Source organism: Acinetobacter sichuanensis (genome assembly GCF_003024515.2).
Lineage (GTDB): Bacteria > Pseudomonadota > Gammaproteobacteria > Pseudomonadales > Moraxellaceae > Acinetobacter > Acinetobacter sichuanensis.
Genome location: NZ_PYIX02000016.1, coordinates 47,363 through 68,315 on the forward strand (window position 1 = coordinate 47,363; position 20,953 = coordinate 68,315).

The window sequence follows — 20,953 nt, forward strand, 5'->3', positions numbered from 1 at the left end:
ATTGGTTTTTATAAAATTTTATTTAGCTATACAAAGGTGGATGTACATCTTCTTGGAAGCTCTCCATCCCATAATCATCTGCCAGTTTTTCTTTCCAATATGCCACGATTTTTGAATAATCAATTTCATCAGGGTGAAAATCTGCTTTGTAATATGACAAATATTCAGGAATCAATGAAATCAACATCTTGGAAATCATATACATTCCAAAAAGATTCTGAGGTACTTTTGGTAAGCTTTTCTTCCAATCCTGCATAAACAAACGTGTTGCAGAATAAAACGTCAAACTTGCAAAACCAGTTGTCACATTACGCATGACTGAACGGCGCACTTTATCATCATGATAAATCGCTTGATATACATCAAAAGCCACAGCGCGATGTTCAATTTCTTCAATCGCATGCCAAACCCAAAGCTTAATCGCATCGTCATCTAAGGTTTGTAACACTTCAGGATGACGTAAAATATAGCCACCAAGCAATGCTGTAAAATGCTCAAATGCAGCCGTGACTGCCAATTGTAATTTTGGATGCACACTTTTAATAAATGCATCACGACGTCCTAACCAAGCTTGAAAGCTATCTAGATTATAATCATCACGACGCCATGCATCATTAAAATCTGCATGTGCCTTAGAGTGCATCGCTTCCTGACCAATAAAAGCCGCAATCTGAGCCTGTAACTTCTCATCCGTAATTTTGTCACGAACATTACGTACACTATGCACAAAAAACTGTTCACCAATTGGAAAAGTTGATGAAAGTGCTGTCAATAAATGCGACATTACAGGAGAATTCGCAAAAAAATGTCGACGAATATTTTTCGGATTAAAGCTTGGCTTACGCACTTTAATACCAATCGCTTTAGGACGATTTAAATATGATTTTTCTTTCGCAACCTGAGCAACTGTCATAGGGATAATCCTACATTTGTTGGAATTTGATCCTATAGTGACAGATCAAACTTATTTGTATATTGCCAAAATGATCACACAATTGACAAAAAAGATAATCATGTCATTTAAGCCAATAACTAACAAAATATAAAACCAGAAATCAAACATAAAATATTGAATAATCAATATTTACTTAAAAAAATAAAAATATAAAATCTTACATTCTTGATTTACCTTTCATCGTAAAAACAAAACCCGCATTGCTGCGGGTTCTGGAAATGGGTCTTTGGAATTTAAACGTTATCGTCCAATCAAACGTCAAGGTAATCCAAAATACCTTCTGCTGCCTGACGACCTTCCCAGATTGCAGTTACAACCAAGTCAGAGCCACGCACCATATCGCCACCCGCAAAGATTCTCGGGTTGGATGTCTGGAATTTATATTGTTGTTGCTCAGCCGCAATCACACGACCAGAACCATCAAGATTGATATTTGATGATGCAAACCAGTCCGCAGGAGAAGTACGGAAACCAAACGCAAGCAATACTGAATCGGCTGGTAAAATTTCCTCAGAACCTGGTACAGGTTCAGGGCTGCGACGACCACGACTGTCAGGTTGCCCAAGTTGAGTCGTTACAAACTTAACACCAGTCACTTTGCCATTTTCACCGACAATTTCAATCGGCTGACGGTTAAACTGGAACTCCACGCCTTCTTCACGGGCATTTTTCACTTCACGACGTGAACCCGGCATGTTTTCTTCGTCACGACGGTATGCACAAGTCACAGACTTTGCACCCTGACGAATAGACGTACGGTTACAGTCCATCGCAGTATCACCACCACCAAGTACGATGACTTTTTTGCCTTCTACACTGATGTATTCAGATGGATCTTTTTCCCAACCTTGCGTACGGTTGACATTGGCAATTAGGAAATCGAGTGCATCGACCACACCATCCAGATCTTCACCTGCGAAACCACCTTTCATGTAGGTATAAGTTCCCATGCCCATGAACACAGCATCATAGTCTGCAAGAAGTTGGTCAATGGTGACATCTGTACCAATGTCAGTATTTAAACGGAATTCCACGCCCATGCCTGTGAAAATTTCACGGCGACGTTTCATCACATCTTTTTCCATTTTGAATTCTGGAATACCAAAAGTCAGCAAACCGCCAATTTCAGGACGCTTATCAAATACAACTGGTTTTACACCATTACGCACAAGGATGTCTGCACAACCCAAGCCCGCAGGGCCTGCACCAATGATCGCCACTTTTTTGTCTGTCCATTTCACAGACGACATGTCTGGACGCCAGCCTAAAGCAAATGCTGTATCGTTAATGTATTTTTCAGCATTACCAATAGTCACTGCACCAAAACCATCATTCAGGGTACATGCCCCTTCACACAAACGGTCTTGTGGGCATACACGACCACAGACTTCAGGCAAAGTGTTGGTCTGATGACACAGTTCAGCCGCCTGGAAAATGCGACCTTCCGCAATCAATTTTAACCAGTTCGGAATGTAGTTATGGACTGGACATTTCCATTCACAATAAGGATTACCGCAACCTAAACAACGGTGGGTCTGATTGGCTGCCACTTCTGCTGTATAAGGTTTATAAATTTCCACAAACTCTGCTTTGCGGACATTAATATCTTTTTTCTCTGGATCTTGGCGTGCTACATCCAGAAACTGAAAGTCATTATTGAGGCGTTCTGCCATGTCAATCTCCGTGGGTTGGACGTGGATCACTTCTATACGTTCACTTGTGTATATCGTTGAAGTTATCCACACCTACCTAATATTTGAGTCGTAGAATTATTGTGGATCTGCTTGAGTTCTTTTCAAAAGCGTTTGTAAATTCGCCGCTTTTGGTTTCACCAGCCAGAATTTACGGCTGTAGAAATCAAACTCATTGCGGATCTTATACGCCCAAGCACTGCCCGTTTCAGCAATATGTTCATCCAGAATACGAAGTAAGAATTCTTTGTGTTCTTCCATTGATTCTGTAGAAATACGGTTTAACTCGATCAGTTCATGGTTGTAGTAATCTACGAAATCATTATCCAAGTCAAGTACATAAGCAAAACCGCCAGTCATCCCTGCACCAAAGTTGTGTCCAACTTTACCGAGTACAGTGACAATACCGCCAGTCATATATTCACAGCAATGATCGCCTGCGCCTTCAATCACGGCAAATGCACCGGAGTTACGTACTGCAAAACGCTCGCCCGCTGTACCCGCTGCAAATAACTTACCGCCAGTTGCACCGTACAAACAGGTATTACCAATGATTGCGGTTTCCTGAGTCTGAAATGGTGAACCTTTTGGTGGGAAGATCGATACACGACCGCCTGCCATACCTTTACCGACATAGTCGTTGGCATCACCTTCAAGGCTGATGTGTAAACCACCTGCATTCCACACGCCAAGCGACTGACCTGCTGTACCTTTCAGATTCATTTTCACAGGATGTGCTTCCATACTCAGGTTGCCATAACGTTTGGCAATTTCACCTGAAATACGTGCGCCGATTGAACGGTCACAGTTACCGACTGTGAAGTGATATTCACCACCTGTACCTGCTTCAATCGCAGGCAGCATTTCTGCCACCATTTTCTCAGCCAGTACACCTTTGTCGAATGGCTCATTGCCCTGAACCTGACAGTACTGTGCTTTGCCTTCCGCAGATGGATGCGACTCAAGTAATGCACTTAAATCCAGATGTGCATGTTTAGCGGTTTCACCCGGTAACATTTCCAGTAGATCTGTACGACCAATCAAGTCTTTTAATGACGCAACACCAAGCGCTGCCAACCATTCACGGGTTTCTTCCGCAATAAAGTGGAAGAAGTTGATCAGCATTTCAGGTTCACCAATGTAGTGTTCCTGACGTAAATGATCCTGCTGTGTTGCAACACCCGTTGCACAGTTATTTAAATGGCAAATACGCAGGTATTTACAACCTAATGCGATCATTGGCGTAGAACCAAAACCGAAGCTTTCTGCACCAAGAATGGCTGCTTTTACAACATCCAGACCTGTTTTTAAACCACCATCGGTTTGTACACGAACTTTGCCACGCAAGTCATTCACACGCAGTGCCTGATGCGCCTCACTTAAACCCAATTCCCACGGTGAACCTGCATGGTGAATCGAAGAAAGTGGAGATGCTGCTGTACCACCGTCATAACCCGAAATGGTAATGAAGTCAGCATAGGCTTTTGCCACACCTGCCGCAATCGTACCGACACCCGGCTCAGACACCAGTTTTACAGACACCATCGCTTGAGGATTGACTTGTTTTAAGTCAAAGATCAATTGTGATAAATCTTCAATCGAGTAAATGTCATGGTGCGGTGGTGGCGAAATCAAAGTCACGCCCGGTACGGAATAACGTAAACGTGCAATTAAGCCATTCACTTTACCACCCGGTAATTGACCGCCTTCACCCGGTTTTGCACCTTGTGCCACTTTAATCTGTAACACTTCCGCAGAGGTTAAATAAGCAGGCGTTACACCGAAACGACCTGATGCAATTTGCTTGATTTTTGAGTTACGGATTGTGCCATAACGTGCAGGATCTTCACCGCCCTCACCTGAGTTTGAACGACCACCAATGGTATTCATGGCAATGGCAATCGCCTCATGCGCTTCAGGTGATAATGCACCCAATGACATGCCTGCTGAGTCAAAACGTGGCAGAATTTCTTCAACTGACTCAACTGCTTCAAGCGGAATGGAATTTTCAGTTTTCAGTTTCAGCAAGTCACGAATGGTTGCAATCGGACGTTTGTTTACAAGCTCTGCATATTCTTTAAAGTCAGCATAGTTGCCTGAACGTACTGATTTATGTAGCGCATTGATCACATCAGGGTTAAATGCATGGTATTCCTTATCGAATACAAATTTCAGCAAGCCACCCTGTTCAATTGGCTTACGTGATTTCCACGCAGTTTCAGCCAATTTTTTCTGATCATTTTCCAGGTCTTCAAAAGTCGCACCTTTAATACGGCTTGGAACGCCTGTGAAACATTTGGCAACCACTTCATCAGACAGACCAACAGCTTCAAACAACTGACCGCCACGATAAGAGGCAACCGTTGAAATCCCCATTTTTGACAGGACTTTCAATAAGCCTTTGTCGATCCCTTTACGGAAGTTGGCTTGTGCATGGATTGGATCACCGAGTAATTCACCTTTGGCAATCAGATCATTGATGACATCATAAGCAAGGTATGGATAAATCGCAGTTGCACCAAAACCTAAAATCACCGCAAACTGATGCGGATCACGTGCAAGTGCAGTTTCAACAATAATGTTGGCATCTGTACGTAAACCGACATGAATTAAATGGTGGTGAATGGCACCTGTGACCATTGCCGAGTTAGCAGGCAAGAAACCTTCACGGATTTTCTTGTCTGAAATCACCAATAATGTTTTACCGTCACGTACTGCCTGTGCTGCTTCTTCACAAATTCGTGAAATCGCTGCTTCCAGACCTTCTACTTCAGGATAGTTCAGATCAAGATCAGCAATCTCATATCCTTTACGACCACTGGTACGAATCTGATGCATTTTCGAATTTGACAGAACAGGACTTGAAACAATCAAACGATCTGCATGTTCAGGACCTTGTTCAAAGACATTTTGCTCACGCCCCAAACAAGTTTCCAACGACATCACAATCGACTCACGTAATGGATCGATTGGCGGGTTAGTGACTTGGGCGAACTGCTGACGGAAATAATCAGTCACATGGCGAACCTGGCGTGACAAAACTGCCATCGGGGTATCATCACCCATAGAGCCAACAGCTTCCTGACCGCTTTCAGCGATTGGACGCAACAATTGATCACGTTCTTCAAAAGTCACCATAAACATTTTCTGTGCTGCTTTTAAGGCATCGCCTTTTAAGCCTTGTTCACATAAATATTCTTCAAGCTCAGGACTGCCTTGTACACGAACTGAGTTTTCACGTAGCCATTCACGATATGGACGCATTTTTTTCAAGTGATTGCTGACATCTTTGGTATCAAGCATTTTACCTGTATGCGTATCAATGACTAAAATCTGACCTGGACCGACACGACCTTTAGACACAACATCTTCAGGTTCATAGCCCCAGACACCAATTTCCGAAGCTAAAGTGATATAACCATTTTTGGTAATCACCCAACGTGCAGGACGTAAACCATTACGGTCAAGCATACAAATCGCATGACGACCATCTTGAATCACCAAGCCCGCAGGACCATCCCAAGCTTCCATGTGTTTCGAGTTAAACTCGTAGAATGCACGTAAGTCAGCATCCAAAGTTTCCACGTTTTGCCATGCTGGTGGTACCAACATACGCAGCGCACGGAACAAGTCCATTCCACCACCGACCAAAATCTCAAGCATATTGTCCATACTTGAAGAATCTGAACCTGTACGGTTTACAATTGGGTTTAGATCGGTCAACCCTGGTAATAATGGGTTTTCAAATTTAGGGGTACGTGCTGCTGCCCAATTACGGTTCGCTGTAATGGTATTGATTTCACCATTGTGTGCCAAATAACGGAATGGCTGTGCCAATGGCCAGCGCGGTAAAGTATTGGTCGAGAAACGCTGATGGAATACCACAATGTGAGAATCTAAACGTTCATCTGCAAGGTCAGTATAAAAATCTGCAATATATGCAGGCATCATCAAACCTTTATAGCTAATCACAGTTGAGCATAAAGTAGTGACATAAAAGTATGGGTCATTGCTGATTTGCTGTTCAGCACGACGACGTGCCATAAACAATTTACGATTGAATTCAACCTCAGTCACACCCATTGGGCAATTGACAAAAATTTGCTCAAATGCAGGCAATGACTGCATTGCGATTGAGCCTAAAGCATCATTATTGGTTGGAACCACACGCCAGCCGATGACACGACAACCTTCTTCTTCTATTTCTTTAGTTAAAATTTGTTTGGCATGTGCAGCAAGAGCAGGATCTAAATTTAAAAATACTGTGCCGACTGCAAAAATTTCACTGAGCGTAATATCACTAATTTTTTTTGCTTCTTCACGGAAAAATGCTTTTGGCATTGCCAATAATAATCCGCAACCATCGCCTGTCTTACCGTCTGCAGCAATACCACCACGATGCGTCATGCAACTTAAACTATGAATTGCGGTCTTGACTAAGTCATGACTTGCATCACCCTGCATATGGGCGATCAAACCGAAACCACAGTTATCTTTGAACTCATCCGGTTGGTATAAACCTTGAGCGGGAGCTACAGTATTAGGCGATGGCATGTGCATAGCGTACCCTTCTTTTAATCAACGCCCATATGGGCAAAAAATCTAATATTTAAAATCATTTAGCGTATTAAGCTTCTATTTAGTAATACACCTTAGATTCACACTACTCCAGTCAGTTTTGGATTAAATTGCAAGAAATTTTTTCTTACTTCATGCACTCATTTAAAGCAATGGTTCTGACCAAAATTGTACACTAATCAAACTATATTGCTCCAAAAGAGGGACAATCAACTTCATTAGTGCACCAATAAAGCAAAAAATATGCCAAACTCTATTTTCATTCACTAAACAACTCAAATCTTATAAAAATAAAGTATCTTTTAATATTCTGGCTTGATTTTACCTATCTTTATTTGCACCATTTTTGTGCTATTGCTTTTATTTCGCTCCAAATTTGCTCTATTTTAGCACCATTTAGTTAAATGGATCACTAATTTCATGCGTTACTGGCTTTTTTTCTGTCGTCGTTGTTGATGTATTGGTAGGTGCTGTTTGTGACTGTGTCGTTGCTACAGGTTTTTTAACTTCTGCCGTTTCTTCTTTACGAGGACTTACAGCTGCGCTTGTATTTGTTGTTGTGCTACGTTGTGGCTGCTGTACAACAGGCTTAGGTTGAACAGCCAGTAAGGTTTCATCAATGATAGGTAATGGTGCAGATCTTAAGTTAATGGCATATAACTTATTTCCACCAAGCATTTCATCTGAGCCCAGATCATTCACCAAACTTGAATAAGCTTCTAAATTTACAACTCTAGGTTGAATTGAAGGCGGAAGTTTTAAAGCAGCAAGTTGCTGTAACCCTGCTTTAGCTTGATCATCATTTTTATAGACGCCATATGCAACAACATATTGCTCTGCTTGATCTTCTGCACTTAAACGAAAATAAATAAAATTTTTACGATCAGCTTGCTTAATTAAAAATCCACGAATCACATCTTCATTTGAAGATTTAAATAATTCTACGATGTAATTTTTTTTATTTTCGTCAAAAAAACGATTACCACGAAATTCTGGCTCATGATCTCCTGATGCCACGACACGTGTTGTCAATTCTAGTGGTCGTACTTCATCCATCAATGCACCAAGATGAGTCGTTGCAGCCACTTTTTCAGGTTGAATTTGTACTTGAGTTTCTTCTATAGGATTGACAACTTCAACCAATTCTTTGGTATCTGTTAATGTCCAAAAAATTAGTGCTGCAACAAAGCACAGCAATCCTATAATTAACCAAATATATTGTTGAATATTTTGCCAATTTTTTCGAACTGCTGCCATGTAAAACGTACCTTTTTATATTTGATTCGCTAGAATTGCTTGCTTCATCAGCTCAACATCAAAGTCTTTCGTGATGACAGCTTGACCAAGTTGCTTCAGTAATATTAAACGAAGTTGCCCATTTAATACTTTTTTATCATGCGACATAAATGCTAAAAATTCATCAAGTGGAATTTTAGGACATACTATAGGTAATTTCGCACGTTGTATGATTTTTTTTGTACGCTCAAGATCTTCAATAGAAATCCATCCCATACGTTGTGATAAATCCGCTGCCATCACCATACCTGTTGCAACAGCTTCACCATGTAACCAAACCCCATATCCCATATAAGATTCAATTGCATGACCAAAAGTATGACCGAGATTTAAAAGAGCACGTTCTCCTTGCTCTTTTTCATCATTGGCAACAATACGTGCTTTATGCGCACATGAACGATAAACAGCTTCTGCTAAAAGTTCAGGGTCTTGAGCAACTAAGCCATCTATATTTTCTTCTAACCACGTTAAAAATTGTTCATCCCCAAGCAAAGCATATTTAATAACCTCTGCTAAACCCGCTGATAATTCACGTTCAGGTAATGTTTTTAACTGTGCCATATCAGCTAAAACAACTTGAGGCTGCTGAAATGCACCAATCATGTTCTTGCCTAAAGGATGATTAATACCCGTTTTTCCTCCCACACTTGAATCAACTTGAGATAACAAAGTAGTCGGTACTTGGATAAAATAAACGCCTCGTTGGAAACAAGCTGAAGCGAAACCAGCCATATCACCAATCACACCACCACCCAAAGCCAACACAGTACAATCACGATTAAAATTCGCTTCAAGTAATGCATCAAAAATCAGATTTAAATGCTCAATATTTTTATATTTTTCACCATCAGGCAAAATACAAGTCGCGACTTTTTTACCCAACTTTTCAATTGACTCGACATAATGATTTAAATACAACGCTTGTACAGTCGTATTGGTTACAATCATCACTTGCTGACCTTTGATATAAGGCTCAAGTAATTGTTGTGGATTTAAATGACTACCAATAAAAATTGGATAACGACGATCACCAAGTTCAACATGTAAAGTTTGCATGAATACCTATGCCTAACAACTCGTACTAAATAATTTCTTTTGAAATAATCAATTGTAAAATGCGTTGTGCTAAATCTCGTGCCGCACCTTGATTAGTCTCAATAATATAATGAGCAACATCACGATAAAGTGGATCTCTTATATTCAGGAGCTCTCTCAGTTTTTGTTCAGGATTTTCGACTTGCAATAAAGGACGATTCTTATCTCGATATGTTCTTTGTAATTGAAGCTCTACAGGTGTATACAAATAAATCACAATTCCACGATTTTTTAAATAATCTCGATTTAGAACTTGAGTGACTGCACCACCGCCTGTTGCTAAAACTAAATTTTGTTTCTTGGTTAATTCATCTATAACTGTAGACTCTCGAGAGCGAAATCCGTGTTCACCTTCTTTTTCAAATATCCAAGGAATTGTTGCGCCAGTTTTGCGCTCAATTTCGTGGTCACTATCTAAAAACTCACGCCCTAACAGATCTGCCAAATGTCGACCAACAGTGGTTTTTCCTGCTCCCATTGGCCCTACCAAATATAAATTTGGTAGGGAATCAAACTCTTTGCTTGGCAAGGAGTCACCTATTGAATTGCTTTCATTGAAAGTATATTAATGATTTCTGCTACGACTGTCATTAATAATTCTTGGTGTAACAAAGATTAACAACTCACGTTTATTATCTTTTTTCACATCTTTTCGGAATAAGCTTCCGATATATGGTAAATCACCAAAGAATGGAACCTTAGTCGTGGTGTTCTGAGTTTCTTGCTCAAAAATACCACCCAATACAACAGTTTCACCATTATCCACCAACACATTGGTATTGATTTCATTCTTATTCAAAATGATTTCCCCATTTGGTGCAACACCACCTGCAGAATCACTACTAATATTCAACTGCATTTGCACTTTACCATCAGGTGTAATACTTGGTGTCACATCTAAACTAAGCAAAGCATCTTTAAATTCTGTAGTTGCAGTTGATCCTGCTGCTGAGTTTGTTGTCGTGGTATATGGGATTTGTTGACCAGAAGCCACTTTGGCTTTTTGTTTATCTGCCGTCATGACTTTTGGCGTAGAAATCACTTCACCATAACCATCAGCTTGTAAAGCAGAAAGTTCTAAATCAAGCATAAAGTCAGACAAGCTAATTAAACCAAAGGCGATTTTACCTGCAGCATTTGCCACACCTAAATCGACGTTTAAATTCTGCGGTCTTGTAATCGTATACTTACCATCATCATCAGGTGTCTTTAAATCCCAAAGTGTTTGATCACTACCACCAACAAGTAAGTCATTATTACGCGTTACACCCTGAGAAAGATGCCCCACTTCACGCCCATTTCTTTGGAGAAACCTGTAGATGCACGAACAATACGAGCCTCAATCATCACTTGTTTTACAGAAACATCGAGTAGGTCAACCATTTTACGAACTTTATCAATATTTGTAGCAGTATCATTGATAATTAAAGTATTAGTTCGTGTATCAGCAACTGCACTGCCGCGTGAGCTGAGTAAACTTTCAAGGGCTAGAGAAGTATCATTTGCCGTTCTATTTGCTTCTGCCCCTTTACTATTACGTGAATCCTCTAATAACTTTAATACATCAGCAACTTTGGCATAACTTAGCTGAATATATTCAGTTTGAATTGGTGCAAGTTTTATGCTTTGAGCAATCGCTTTTGCTTCATCTTCTTCAGATTTGATTAGCTCAGGTACAGGTGCGATCCAGATCACATCACCACTGCGACGTTTATCTAAATTTTTCGTTTTAAGAATAATATCTAATGCTTGATCCCAAGGTACATCTTTTAATCGCAAGGTAATATTGCCCTGAACTGAGTCAGCAGCAACCATATTTACCCCTGTAAAATCTGCAAGAAGCTGTAAAACACGTCTAACTTCAATATCTTGGAAGTCGAGTGAAATCTTCTTACCTGTGTATGATTGGCTAGATGCTGGTTTATTTGGTCGTGTATCTTCAGGTCTTTTTAGACTAATCGTCAGTTTATTTTCAGCCTGATAAGCCATGTATTCATAGCTACCTGTAGACTGAATCGTAATCACACCATTACTGCCATCATTATGTGCATCAATCGTTGCAACTGGTGTAGCAAAATCATTGACATTTAAACGACGAATCAAATGTGCTGGAATTTTATTACCTAAGACACGGACAACAACTTTACTACCTTGTTGCTGAACATCTACAGGCGTATTCACACCAGCTAAATTAATGCTGACTTGACCTTCACCCTTATTTCCACGTTGGAAACCAATATCAGCCACACCTTGAGCAGGTTGTGTGACTTTTGGTCCTAAATTTTCCAAGGCATTGGCTTGATTTGCACTATTAATTTTTAAAATAAAAGTGTTACCTTCAACACGTGTTGTAAATGCACCACTATTATTTAAATTAACAGTTAAACGTGAACGCTTCTCATCAGAAGCAACATTAATCGAAGATGCCTCAGAACTTGATACAGGAATTGCAGTTTGGCTTAGTGCTGGCTTTGTATCATTAAAATCGAGTACCAAACGAGATGGTGATTCTAATTGATAAGCTTGAGGTTGTGGTGGTAAGCCATTGAACATTACACGAATTTCAGTACCTTGTCCTGGTAGCTGCATAGGTACAATGTTCGTCATTGTTACTTGTGCTGCCGCAGCTTGCATCACTGCGATTGACACTGCTGCCATCGAAAATTGACGTAAATAAGTGTTCATAAATATGCCGTCCCCACCCCAAAAATTTTTAATACTATTTTTCATTGTTATTCCTTCATTCATTCTCAATCTAATTGACCGATAAGTATCAAACTACGAGGTCTTTCAATATAACCGTCTCTGCCGTCTGGTACGATTTCTAAAAGATCAATTCGAGTTGGATTGATTGAAATAATTCGCCCTTGATTCATCCCCAAATAATTACCTTTTTGCACACGTTCCACTTTGCCATCAGGTGTTTGGATTAACCCAACGATTTGCCCACTCTGTGCTTTCATGCTGCCTTTGAAATTTAAGCTTTCAAGCGCATAACTTTCTAATTGTTCAGGTTGTCTAGCAAGATTTGGATAAACCCTTTTTCCAGCCATAATTTTGAGTTCATTTGCCAATGAACTTGGTAAAAATGGGCTACGTAATTGTTGTGCCGAATAGTCAAAACTTGGAACAGCATCAAAGCTTGGTGCTGGCTCAATCGGTAAAGGTGGCTGACTACGAATCGAAGCCATCTGTTGGTTCACAGCGTCAATACGTGAATCACACCCAACAAGAACAACAGCAAGAGAAATGCCGCCAATCATTTTAAATAAATTCATGCTTATTTTCTCCCCGTTTTACTTGTTGTATTTGAAGAGTCACTTGAACTTGACGTAGCTGCAGGTGAAGCTGAACTTGATGGTACAGCAGGAGCATTCACACCAGCTTGTGTGGTATTGTCTGTTTTCACTGTTTCAATATCAGTACCAATATAACGATAAGTTTTTGCTTTTAAAGAATAGTTTACTGATGGGACATCAGATTTACTGTCTTTTGCTTGCTCTGCTGTAATCGTAAAGTCATGTAAAGTTACAATACGCGGTAAAGCCGCAACACTACTCACAAAGCGACCAAAAGAGTGGTAATCCCCTGTTGCTTCAATTGCGATAGGTTGTTCAATAAAGAATTCTTGTCGAACTTCATTTTCAAGTCGAATATTTTTAAATTTCAGACCTGAGTTTACGCCTGTCATATTAATATCTTCAACTAAATCAGGAACTTCAGTCTCCTTAGGAAGTTGCTCAAGTTGTTGAGTAAAATCAATTTGCATTTGTTGTAACTGAGCTTGATACTGCTGTAAATTTCTCAGTTTAGAATCTTTTTCTTTAAACTCATTTAATAAAGTTTGTTCTTGTGCTCGTGCCGAATCAATCGCATCTAGCTTAGGCTTAATGACTAAAAAATACCCAATCGCACACACAACAAAAAGAATAAACAACCAACAGGTAATTTTGACCGAAATAGGCCAACTTCCATAGTTGTTCATATCGAGTGTGTTAAATTGTTGAAAAAATTTATCAACCGACATAGATTTCTTTTTTGGTGTATCTTTTACCGAATCTATTTTATCAAGTTCTTGGCGACTCATTTAACACCCCCAACTGCTTGAGTTTGGTCAGGATCTGTTGTTGCAGGTTGTGCAATTTCTCCAAGATCCACACTCACAACAAAACTTCCATAAGACTCTTCAGCTCTTGGTACAACTGATGTAGTCGGTTTATTTTTATTTTCTTCTGCCGCAAGGAATGAGTTCATAAACGCATTTCTATACCATTCTGAAGCTTCTAAACCACGCAGTAAATCAGCAACTGTATTTGGGCTTTCAGCTTTTCCTTCAATCGTAAATTTATCTCCAACACGAGTAAATTTAGTAATGTACATTGCTGAAGGAACCACACGCACTAACTCATCGACTAAACGCACAGTTACAGGACGTTGCCCTTGTAAACCTTGAATGAGTTTCATCCGTTCAATAATGGCATTCCGTTGTTCTTGCAAACCATCTAATGTTTTTAATTGTGTATCTAAGTTTTGATTGGTACTTACAACCAGTTGATTTGCTTGTTCTTGGTCATCCAATCTGTCATTGAAATATAACCAAGCCAATAATACGATGATAAACCCCAATACAGCGATTCCAATACTAATCGCAACAAATTGCTTTTTTCGTTGTTCTCTTAGTTCTTCACGCCATGGGAGTAAATTAATCTTTGCCATTAATCAAAACTCCTCATTGCTAAGCCACACGCAACCATCAATGATGGTGCATCATTTTCTATTTTTTTAAGGTCAATTTGTGGAGAAAATCCCATTTGTAAAAATGGATTTGCCACCGTGACACGGTAACCTAATTTTTGTTGTAATAATTTCGCAAGTCCAGGGATATTTGCATTTCCACCAGCCAATAAAATATGGTCAATTTCATTAAACTGTGAAGATGAGAAAAAGAATTGTAAAGAACGTGCTGCTTGTTGAACGACGGCTTCAAGAAATGGAATCAGAACTTCTGTTTCATAATCATCAGGTAAAGTACGGTCTTTTTTTGCACGCCCAGCTTCTTCAAAAGACAAGCCATAACGACTTTGCACATCTTGAGTGAGCTGTTTGCCACCAAAAACCTGTTCACGAGTGTAGATAATTTTGCCATTTTGCATCACTGAAAGTGTTGTCATCGTATGACCGATATCTAAAATACCGACCATATTTGCACCCATTGGCAGTGTATCTGAGAACACCTCAAAAGCACGTTCTATACAATAGCTTTCTGTATCTGCAACTTTTGCTGTAAGTCCTGTCATTTCTAGAACTTCAACACGTGAATCCACATTTTCAGTTCTTGTTGCAACCAAAACAACATTGACCCGATTTGGGTTTGCTAATTTGTCAGGTAAAACTTCAAAATCTAGGCTCACTTCATCCAAAGGAAACGGAATGTATTGCTCTGCATCCATACGAATCTGAACTTCACGCTCATCATCATTCATGTCTGCATCCATTTCGATCACTTTTTGGATGACCATAGAGTTCGTCACTGCCACAGCCGCGTTCATAGAGTGAGGATTCGCAAGATTAACCGCACGCTCTAAAGCATCGGATACTGCTTCTGGGTTGAGAATATTCTTTTCAACCACACTTCCATCTAACAATGGACTTAGTCCATAGCTTTCCACCCAATAACGACCGTTCTTAACAGAGAGTTCTAATATCTTTACAGAGGTCGAACTAATATCTACCCCTATAAGCCCCTTAACTTGCTTACGACTTATTCTAAGCACGATTAAATTCCTATTATTTTTATCCCCAAAAACGTCACAAACCGATTGCAGTTGGTCTAAATTTTTTATAGATACAATAAGTCATCTAACAATCTGCTAAATGAAAAGCTATACTGACCGTCAATTAGTTTGCTATTAGCTCTTATTAAAACTTACTTGTTATGAAAAAGCTATCTCGTTCAGGGTATGTTCATCCATTTTTTTTGCTGATTATCATTATTTTAATAGCAATACCGATGGGTTTTTATGGAATGTACCTCTATATTGCGCCATCATTACCAGAAATGAGCTCTTTAAAAAAGGCGCCATTACTTAAACCTATGCAGGTATATACTGCTGATAATCAATTAATTGCAGAGTATGGCGGCAAACTTTCTGTACCTGTTGAATACAATCAAATACCCAAAAATTTTATTCATGCATTCTTAGCTGCTGAAGATTCTTCATTTTTTGAACATAGCGGTGTAAGTTTTAAGGGTTTAGGACGTGCTGTCAGTGAATCTGTCACTGGAGGTGCCCAAACAGGTGGTTCAACCATCACCATGCAAGTTGCAAAAAACTATTATCTTTCTCCTGAACGAACCTTAAAGCGAAAGTTAACTGAAGTTTTTTTAGCGAGAAAAATTGAACAGAATTTATCGAAAGAAGATATTATGACGCTTTATGTCAATAAAATTTTCTTAGGTAAAAATGCTTACGGGATCGCAGCGGCTGCAAAGATTTATTATGACAAAAATTTAGATCAGCTTAGCATTGCGCAAATGGCAATGATTGCAGGTCTACCGAAAGCACCCTCAAAATACAATCCTGTTGCAAATCCTGAACGTGCTTTAGAGCGTCGTAATTGGATTTTAGGGCGTATGTTACAGTTAGGCTATCTCAACCAAGCTCAATATCAAAAAGCAGTGGCTGAACCAATTAATTTAAGTATGCCTGCTCGTGGAATTAGTAATAAATTTCCATATGTAGGTGAAATGGTTCGCTCTGAATTGGTTGAAAAATTTGGTGAATTAGCAACTGATTCTGGTTATAAAATTTACACCACAATCGACAGCAAGCGTCAACAATATGCTGAAGAAGCTGTTCAAAAAGGTTTAGAAGATTATGATCGTCGTCATGGTTGGCGCGGTCCTGAAGCGCATGACAAACCACTCAATGAGTTTGTTGCCTATGCCAATACCTACCCAGCACAAGTTGTTAAAGTTTATGCCAATAGTTTTGATGCTTTAATGCAAGATGGTTCAAAAGTCACTGTGCCATGGTCAGGTATGTCGTGGGTTCGCCCTTATCGTAATGCCAACAGTGTCGGCGGTGGTTTTAGTCGTGCTTCACAAATCGTTAAAGTCAAAGACATTATTCGCCTTCGACCAAATGAAGAAAAAACGGCATGGTCATTGGTTCAAGTTCCTAAAGTACAAGGACAATTGATTGCCATTAACCCAAATGATGGTGCAATTGAAGCTGTGGTTGGTGGATATAATTTTTATCAGTCTAAATTTAACCGTGCTTTGCAAGGCTGGCGTCAACCAGGTTCAACTATTAAACCATTTATTTATGCTTTAGCGCTTGAACGTGGTATGACCCCTTATAGTATGGTGAATGATAATCCAATTACCATCGGACGTTGGTCGCCTAAAAACTCTGATGGTCGTTATTTAGGGATGATTCCTTTACGTCGTGCTTTGTATTTATCTCGTAATACTGTTTCTGTACGTTTATTACAAAGTGTTGGCGTAGAACGTGCTCGACAATTGTTGATGGACTTTGGTTTACAAGAAGATCAAATCCCTCGTAACTTCACGATTGCATTAGGTACACCACAAGTGTTACCTGTGCAAATGGCGACAGGTTATGCAGCAATTGCAAATGGAGGTTATCGTGTTCAACCTCATTTCATTAGCCGTATTGAAGATGCCTATGGTAAAACCATTTACGAAGCTAAGCCAGAATATGCTTGTATTTCATGTATTAATGAAAAGAATGATACGGTAGATGCTGAAGCGACTACACCAGATGATGAAGTCATTGAAATGACCAATCAGACTTTAGCTAATGAAGAAAAAACTGAGCAAAAAGAACTGAGCAAAGAAGAACAAAGTAAGTATCGTCAAGCACAACGTATTTTAAAGTCACAATCTGCTTTTGATATGGCAAATATCTTACGTGACGTAATTGTACATGGTACAGGTCGTGCCGCTTTAAAAATCGGTCGTGATGATATTGGTGGTAAAACAGGAACGACCAATGATGCTAAAGATGCTTGGTTTGCTGGCTTCAATGGTAAATTAGTGACAATTGCATGGGTTGGTTTTGACAAACCATCAACGCTTGGTCGTCGTGAATATGGTGGTATTGCAGCCTTACCGATTTGGACAAACTTTATGGGTAAAGCCCTAGAAGGCACACCATCAGCATGGGTTCGTTTAGACAAGGATGCCAAAGACCCTGTAGCACGTGACCAACGTGATCAAGCAGCAAGTGAAGATAATTCTCAGGCGAAGAAAGATCAATATCGTACTTCTCCACCATTGGCTCGACCAATTTATCGTCCTGCACCTGTTGCACCTGTTCGTAATCCATCAAATGACTTTGATGATTTACCAGGTCAAAGTAATGATGTTGAAAAAGTACTTGCACCTACGCGTCAAGCTCCACCTGCAATGAATAATCGTACTCAACAACCATCAACACCACGTCAAGAATCTCATGATTCCTTAGAAAACTTGATTAATGAAGTTCAATAAAGAGTCATAAACTAGAAATAAAAAAGAGCGTATTTGATATACGCTCTTTTTTTTAAATCAAATATGACTCATATCAGTATTGATCTTATTTCTATACATCTTTTAGTACATATGCAGAGTGAACCTTAAATTTGAATGATCTATTTTGAGGATAAAACGCTACTTAAAAACCACCAGTTCATTATTTTTTATATAAAAAAATAAGCTGCATAAGCAGCTTATTTAAAAAATGGTGTGCAAAATTAATCATCTTGCTTCTGTTCTAAAGCAACAATATGAACTTTGTCAATTTTGTGACCATCCATTGTGACGACCTCAAATAAATAACCATCCGCCTCTAGGCGTTCGCCATTTTGCGGTAATCGTCCTAAATGGAAAAGAAGATAACCTGAAAGCGTAGAATATTGCTCAGACTCATCAACCAAGTCACGACCTAGTAATAATGAAACATGACGAATATCTGTAGACCCTTCTAACATTAAAGAGCCATCTTCTAGACTTTCTGCCGCAGCCTCTAATTCATCTTCGTCAGGAAATTCACCTGCAATAGCTTCAAGTACATCAATTGGTGTCGCAATTCCTTCAATTGATCCATATTCATTCAATACAATTGCCATTTGCAAGGGTGCTTGACGTAATTGTTCCATCACCATCAAAACTTGTGCATTTTCATGCACAATGACAGGCTCGCGTAGATGTTTTTCAAAATCTAGAATACCTGTTTCAATATAGTCATTTAACACTTTATGCGTGGGAACAATCCCTGCAATATTATCTAATTCGCCATGCGCTAAAATGAGACGGGAATGTGCCATCGACATTAGGTTTTCTTTAATTGTGGCTTCATCTTCATCTAAATCTAGCCACTCAAGTTCGGGGCGTGGTGTCATTACCGATTTAACAGGACGCTCAGATAAACCTAAAACCCCTTGTACCATTACGCTATGGTAAGCACTATTTTCTGAGTCAAAAATCTCATCTGCCAATGCTTGTGTTGCTAAAACATCATCAGCCTTACTATTTTGATTGTCTGAATTTGAAGTGCTTTTTCCACCAAGCATACGCAGTACTGCCGATGCAGTACGAAAACGTAAGTCTGTCGTTGTGACCATTTTTTCTTGATTTTTACGCATCGTTTGGTTGAAGAACTCAATCATCACAGAGAAGCCAATTGCAGCGTATAAATAACCTTTTGGAATATGGTAGCCAAATCCTTCGACGATCAAGGAGAAACCAATCATCATCAAGAAACAAAGGCATAAGATCACAATAGTTGGATGCTTATTGACAAAATCCATCAATGGTTTAGATGCCCATAGCATGATTCCAACTGCTATCACGACAGCAATCATCATCACAGAAAGCTCTTTTACCATGCCTACCGCAGTAATAACACTATCTAAAGAGAACACCGCATCAAGTACAACAATCTGAACAATCACCATCCAAAAGGCAGCATGGACAGGATTTTCTTCTTTAATTGCGCCATGCCCTTCAAGTTGTTCACGAAGTTCCATCGTACCTTTGAATAGTAAGAAAACCCCACCAAAGAGTAAGATTAGATCACGCCCAGAAAATGGGTGTTCAAGAATATGAAATAGTGGTTTCGTTAGCGTAATCACCCATGCGATAGAAGCAAGTAGCACCATACGCATACAAAGTGCCAGCATCAGACCAACGATACGTGCTTTATTACGCTGCTCTGGCGGTAGCTTTTCCGCCAGAATAGCAATAAAAACGAGGTTATCAATACCTAGAACTATTTCAAGTACAACAAGCGTGGCTAAACCAACCCATGCTGATGGATCAGACATCCATTCAAAAATCATGGTGAACCTCCATGTTACGGTGATGCATTAGATTTTTGAATAAAATAGAATTTAGATTCAATTGATGGAATGCTTTTGTTATAGATAAAAAATGTATTTTTTCGGAGCGACTACAACCACTACCCATGTTCATTCAGATGTTGTAAAACAGAATTGAATTATATCAAGACTCTTTAGGAATTCATCTTTTTTTTCAAAATCTATAATAATTACAATCAAAGCCAAACCGAAATATCAATTACATTACAAATTATTGCAAACTAAACATAACTTGATGCAATCTTGTCATATTTATACCGTAGAATAATAATGAAAAATAAAGGTTTAAGATGATAAAGAAGGTGAAAAATAATTTATGAATAATGTATTAGCAAATCCAATTTCAACCACTCTCCCTGTTGAACATAAAGCAACTCAAGTTTTAATTGCATTGTATTGTGGTTCTCGTTTTGGTCATAACCCAGTGTATAAAGAAAAGGCAATCCAATTGGCTCAAGGTATTGCAGAACATGGTTTTGGTATTGTTTATGGTGGTGCAAGTATTGGTTTAATGGGGCAAGTCGCAGATACTGTCACTGAACATGGCGGTGAAGTTGTAGGTGTTATTCCTGAGTTTATGTTGGACTACGAAGTTGCACATAATCATTTAACAGAACTACATGTAGTCGAAAATATGCATATGCGTAAGGCAATGATGGCAGAGCGTGCAAGTGCTTTTGTCGCATTACCTGGTGGTTTGGGTACTTTTGAAGAAATTTTAGAAATTGCAACTTGGGGACAACTGAATCAACATCAGAAACCCATGATGCTCTATAACGTAAATGGCTTTTATAATCATATGATTGCGCAACTTGATCATGCCGTACAAGAAGGCTTCTTGCCTCCTCAGCATCGTGCAAAGTTGATTGTCTGTGAAACAGAAGCTGAGATTTTTAGTGCGATTAAAAATCTACAAACACCAAAGAAATTTGTTATTTAAAATCAACATCAT

Annotated in this window: 13 protein-coding genes and 1 pseudogene; 2 read left to right on the forward strand and 12 right to left on the reverse strand. The window is 39.3% G+C overall.

Features of this window, described 5'->3' with window-relative positions:
* Positions 1-22 precede the first annotated feature (22 nt).
* The 11 genes and pseudogenes from C9E89_RS10995 to C9E89_RS11045 all read right to left on the reverse strand — a co-directional run bounded on the left by C9E89_RS10995 (position 23) and on the right by C9E89_RS11045 (position 15,389).
* The gene (locus C9E89_RS10995) at positions 23-913 is read right to left on the reverse strand and encodes a metal-dependent hydrolase (RefSeq protein ID WP_107008399.1); all 891 of its coding nucleotides are present in this window, start codon (positions 911-913) and stop codon (positions 23-25) included.
* 293 nt (positions 914-1,206) lie between these two features.
* The gene (locus C9E89_RS11000) at positions 1,207-2,628 is read right to left on the reverse strand and encodes an FAD-dependent oxidoreductase (RefSeq protein ID WP_107008400.1); all 1,422 of its coding nucleotides are present in this window, start codon (positions 2,626-2,628) and stop codon (positions 1,207-1,209) included.
* A gap of 96 nt (positions 2,629-2,724) precedes the next feature.
* On the reverse strand, positions 2,725-7,200 hold the full coding sequence (gltB, locus tag C9E89_RS11005) for a glutamate synthase large subunit (RefSeq protein WP_171405121.1): 4,476 nt from the start codon (positions 7,198-7,200) through the stop codon (positions 2,725-2,727).
* Positions 7,201-7,620: 420 nt separating this feature from the next.
* Positions 7,621-8,481: a hypothetical protein gene (locus tag C9E89_RS11010; protein ID WP_107008402.1), complete on the reverse strand. Its 861-nt coding sequence runs from the start codon at positions 8,479-8,481 to the stop codon at positions 7,621-7,623.
* A 15-nt stretch (positions 8,482-8,496) separates the two neighbouring features.
* The gene (aroB, locus tag C9E89_RS11015) at positions 8,497-9,576 is read right to left on the reverse strand and encodes a 3-dehydroquinate synthase (RefSeq protein WP_107008403.1); all 1,080 of its coding nucleotides are present in this window, start codon (positions 9,574-9,576) and stop codon (positions 8,497-8,499) included.
* 25 nt (positions 9,577-9,601) lie between these two features.
* On the reverse strand, positions 9,602-10,144 hold the full coding sequence (aroK, locus tag C9E89_RS11020) for a shikimate kinase AroK (protein ID WP_107008404.1): 543 nt from the start codon (positions 10,142-10,144) through the stop codon (positions 9,602-9,604).
* A gap of 36 nt (positions 10,145-10,180) precedes the next feature.
* A pseudogene (gene pilQ, locus C9E89_RS11025) lies at positions 10,181-12,300 on the reverse strand (type IV pilus secretin PilQ).
* 65 nt (positions 12,301-12,365) lie between these two features.
* Positions 12,366-12,893 (reverse strand): pilus assembly protein PilP, encoded by a 528-nt coding sequence (locus tag C9E89_RS11030; protein WP_107008405.1) that lies wholly within the window; start codon positions 12,891-12,893, stop codon positions 12,366-12,368.
* 2 nt (positions 12,894-12,895) lie between these two features.
* A complete protein-coding gene (locus tag C9E89_RS11035) occupies positions 12,896-13,642 on the reverse strand; it encodes a type IV pilus inner membrane component PilO (protein ID WP_378227211.1) in 747 nt (248 codons plus the stop codon).
* A gap of 56 nt (positions 13,643-13,698) precedes the next feature.
* Complete coding sequence (locus C9E89_RS11040) at positions 13,699-14,331, reverse strand: PilN domain-containing protein (RefSeq protein ID WP_107008407.1); 633 nt, start codon at positions 14,329-14,331, stop codon at positions 13,699-13,701.
* Entirely contained in the window at positions 14,331-15,389 is a 1,059-nt protein-coding gene (locus C9E89_RS11045) for a pilus assembly protein PilM (protein ID WP_107008408.1), read from the reverse strand. The genes C9E89_RS11040 and C9E89_RS11045 overlap by 1 nt, the downstream gene beginning before the upstream one ends.
* A gap of 161 nt (positions 15,390-15,550) precedes the next feature.
* On the opposite strand from C9E89_RS11045, the gene ponA reads away from it, so the two are divergent.
* Positions 15,551-18,133: a penicillin-binding protein PBP1a gene (gene ponA, locus C9E89_RS11050; RefSeq protein WP_107008409.1), complete on the forward strand. Its 2,583-nt coding sequence runs from the start codon at positions 15,551-15,553 to the stop codon at positions 18,131-18,133.
* Positions 18,134-18,375: 242 nt separating this feature from the next.
* Here ponA and C9E89_RS11055 read toward each other — a convergent pair whose 3' ends face one another.
* Positions 18,376-19,962, reverse strand: coding sequence for a TerC family protein (locus C9E89_RS11055; protein WP_107008410.1), 1,587 nt, complete (start codon positions 19,960-19,962; stop codon positions 18,376-18,378).
* Between the two features lie 355 nt (positions 19,963-20,317).
* Here C9E89_RS11055 and C9E89_RS11060 point away from each other — a divergent pair, with 355 nt between their 5' ends.
* Entirely contained in the window at positions 20,318-20,941 is a 624-nt protein-coding gene (locus C9E89_RS11060; RefSeq protein ID WP_107008411.1) for an LOG family protein, read from the forward strand.
* The last annotated feature ends 12 nt before the right edge of the window (positions 20,942-20,953 follow it).

Excerpts from the sequence above, each read along its gene's own strand:
- C9E89_RS11060 (WP_107008411.1), top strand. The coding sequence starts at position 20,318 with ATGAATAATGTATTAGCAAATCCAATTTCAACCACTCTCCCTGTTGAA.
- C9E89_RS11040 (WP_107008407.1), bottom strand. The coding sequence starts at position 14,331 with ATGGCAAAGATTAATTTACTCCCATGGCGTGAAGAACTAAGAGAACAA.
- C9E89_RS11000 (WP_107008400.1), bottom strand. The coding sequence starts at position 2,628 with ATGGCAGAACGCCTCAATAATGACTTTCAGTTTCTGGATGTAGCACGC.
- ponA (WP_107008409.1), top strand. The coding sequence starts at position 15,551 with ATGAAAAAGCTATCTCGTTCAGGGTATGTTCATCCATTTTTTTTGCTG.
- C9E89_RS11030 (WP_107008405.1), bottom strand. The coding sequence starts at position 12,893 with ATGAATTTATTTAAAATGATTGGCGGCATTTCTCTTGCTGTTGTTCTT.
- gltB (WP_171405121.1), bottom strand. The coding sequence starts at position 7,200 with ATGCCATCGCCTAATACTGTAGCTCCCGCTCAAGGTTTATACCAACCG.
- C9E89_RS11035 (WP_378227211.1), bottom strand. The coding sequence starts at position 13,642 with ATGTCGGTTGATAAATTTTTTCAACAATTTAACACACTCGATATGAAC.
- C9E89_RS10995 (WP_107008399.1), bottom strand. The coding sequence starts at position 913 with ATGACAGTTGCTCAGGTTGCGAAAGAAAAATCATATTTAAATCGTCCT.
- C9E89_RS11010 (WP_107008402.1), bottom strand. The coding sequence starts at position 8,481 with ATGGCAGCAGTTCGAAAAAATTGGCAAAATATTCAACAATATATTTGG.
- C9E89_RS11055 (WP_107008410.1), bottom strand. The coding sequence starts at position 19,962 with ATGATTTTTGAATGGATGTCTGATCCATCAGCATGGGTTGGTTTAGCC.
- aroB (WP_107008403.1), bottom strand. The coding sequence starts at position 9,576 with ATGCAAACTTTACATGTTGAACTTGGTGATCGTCGTTATCCAATTTTT.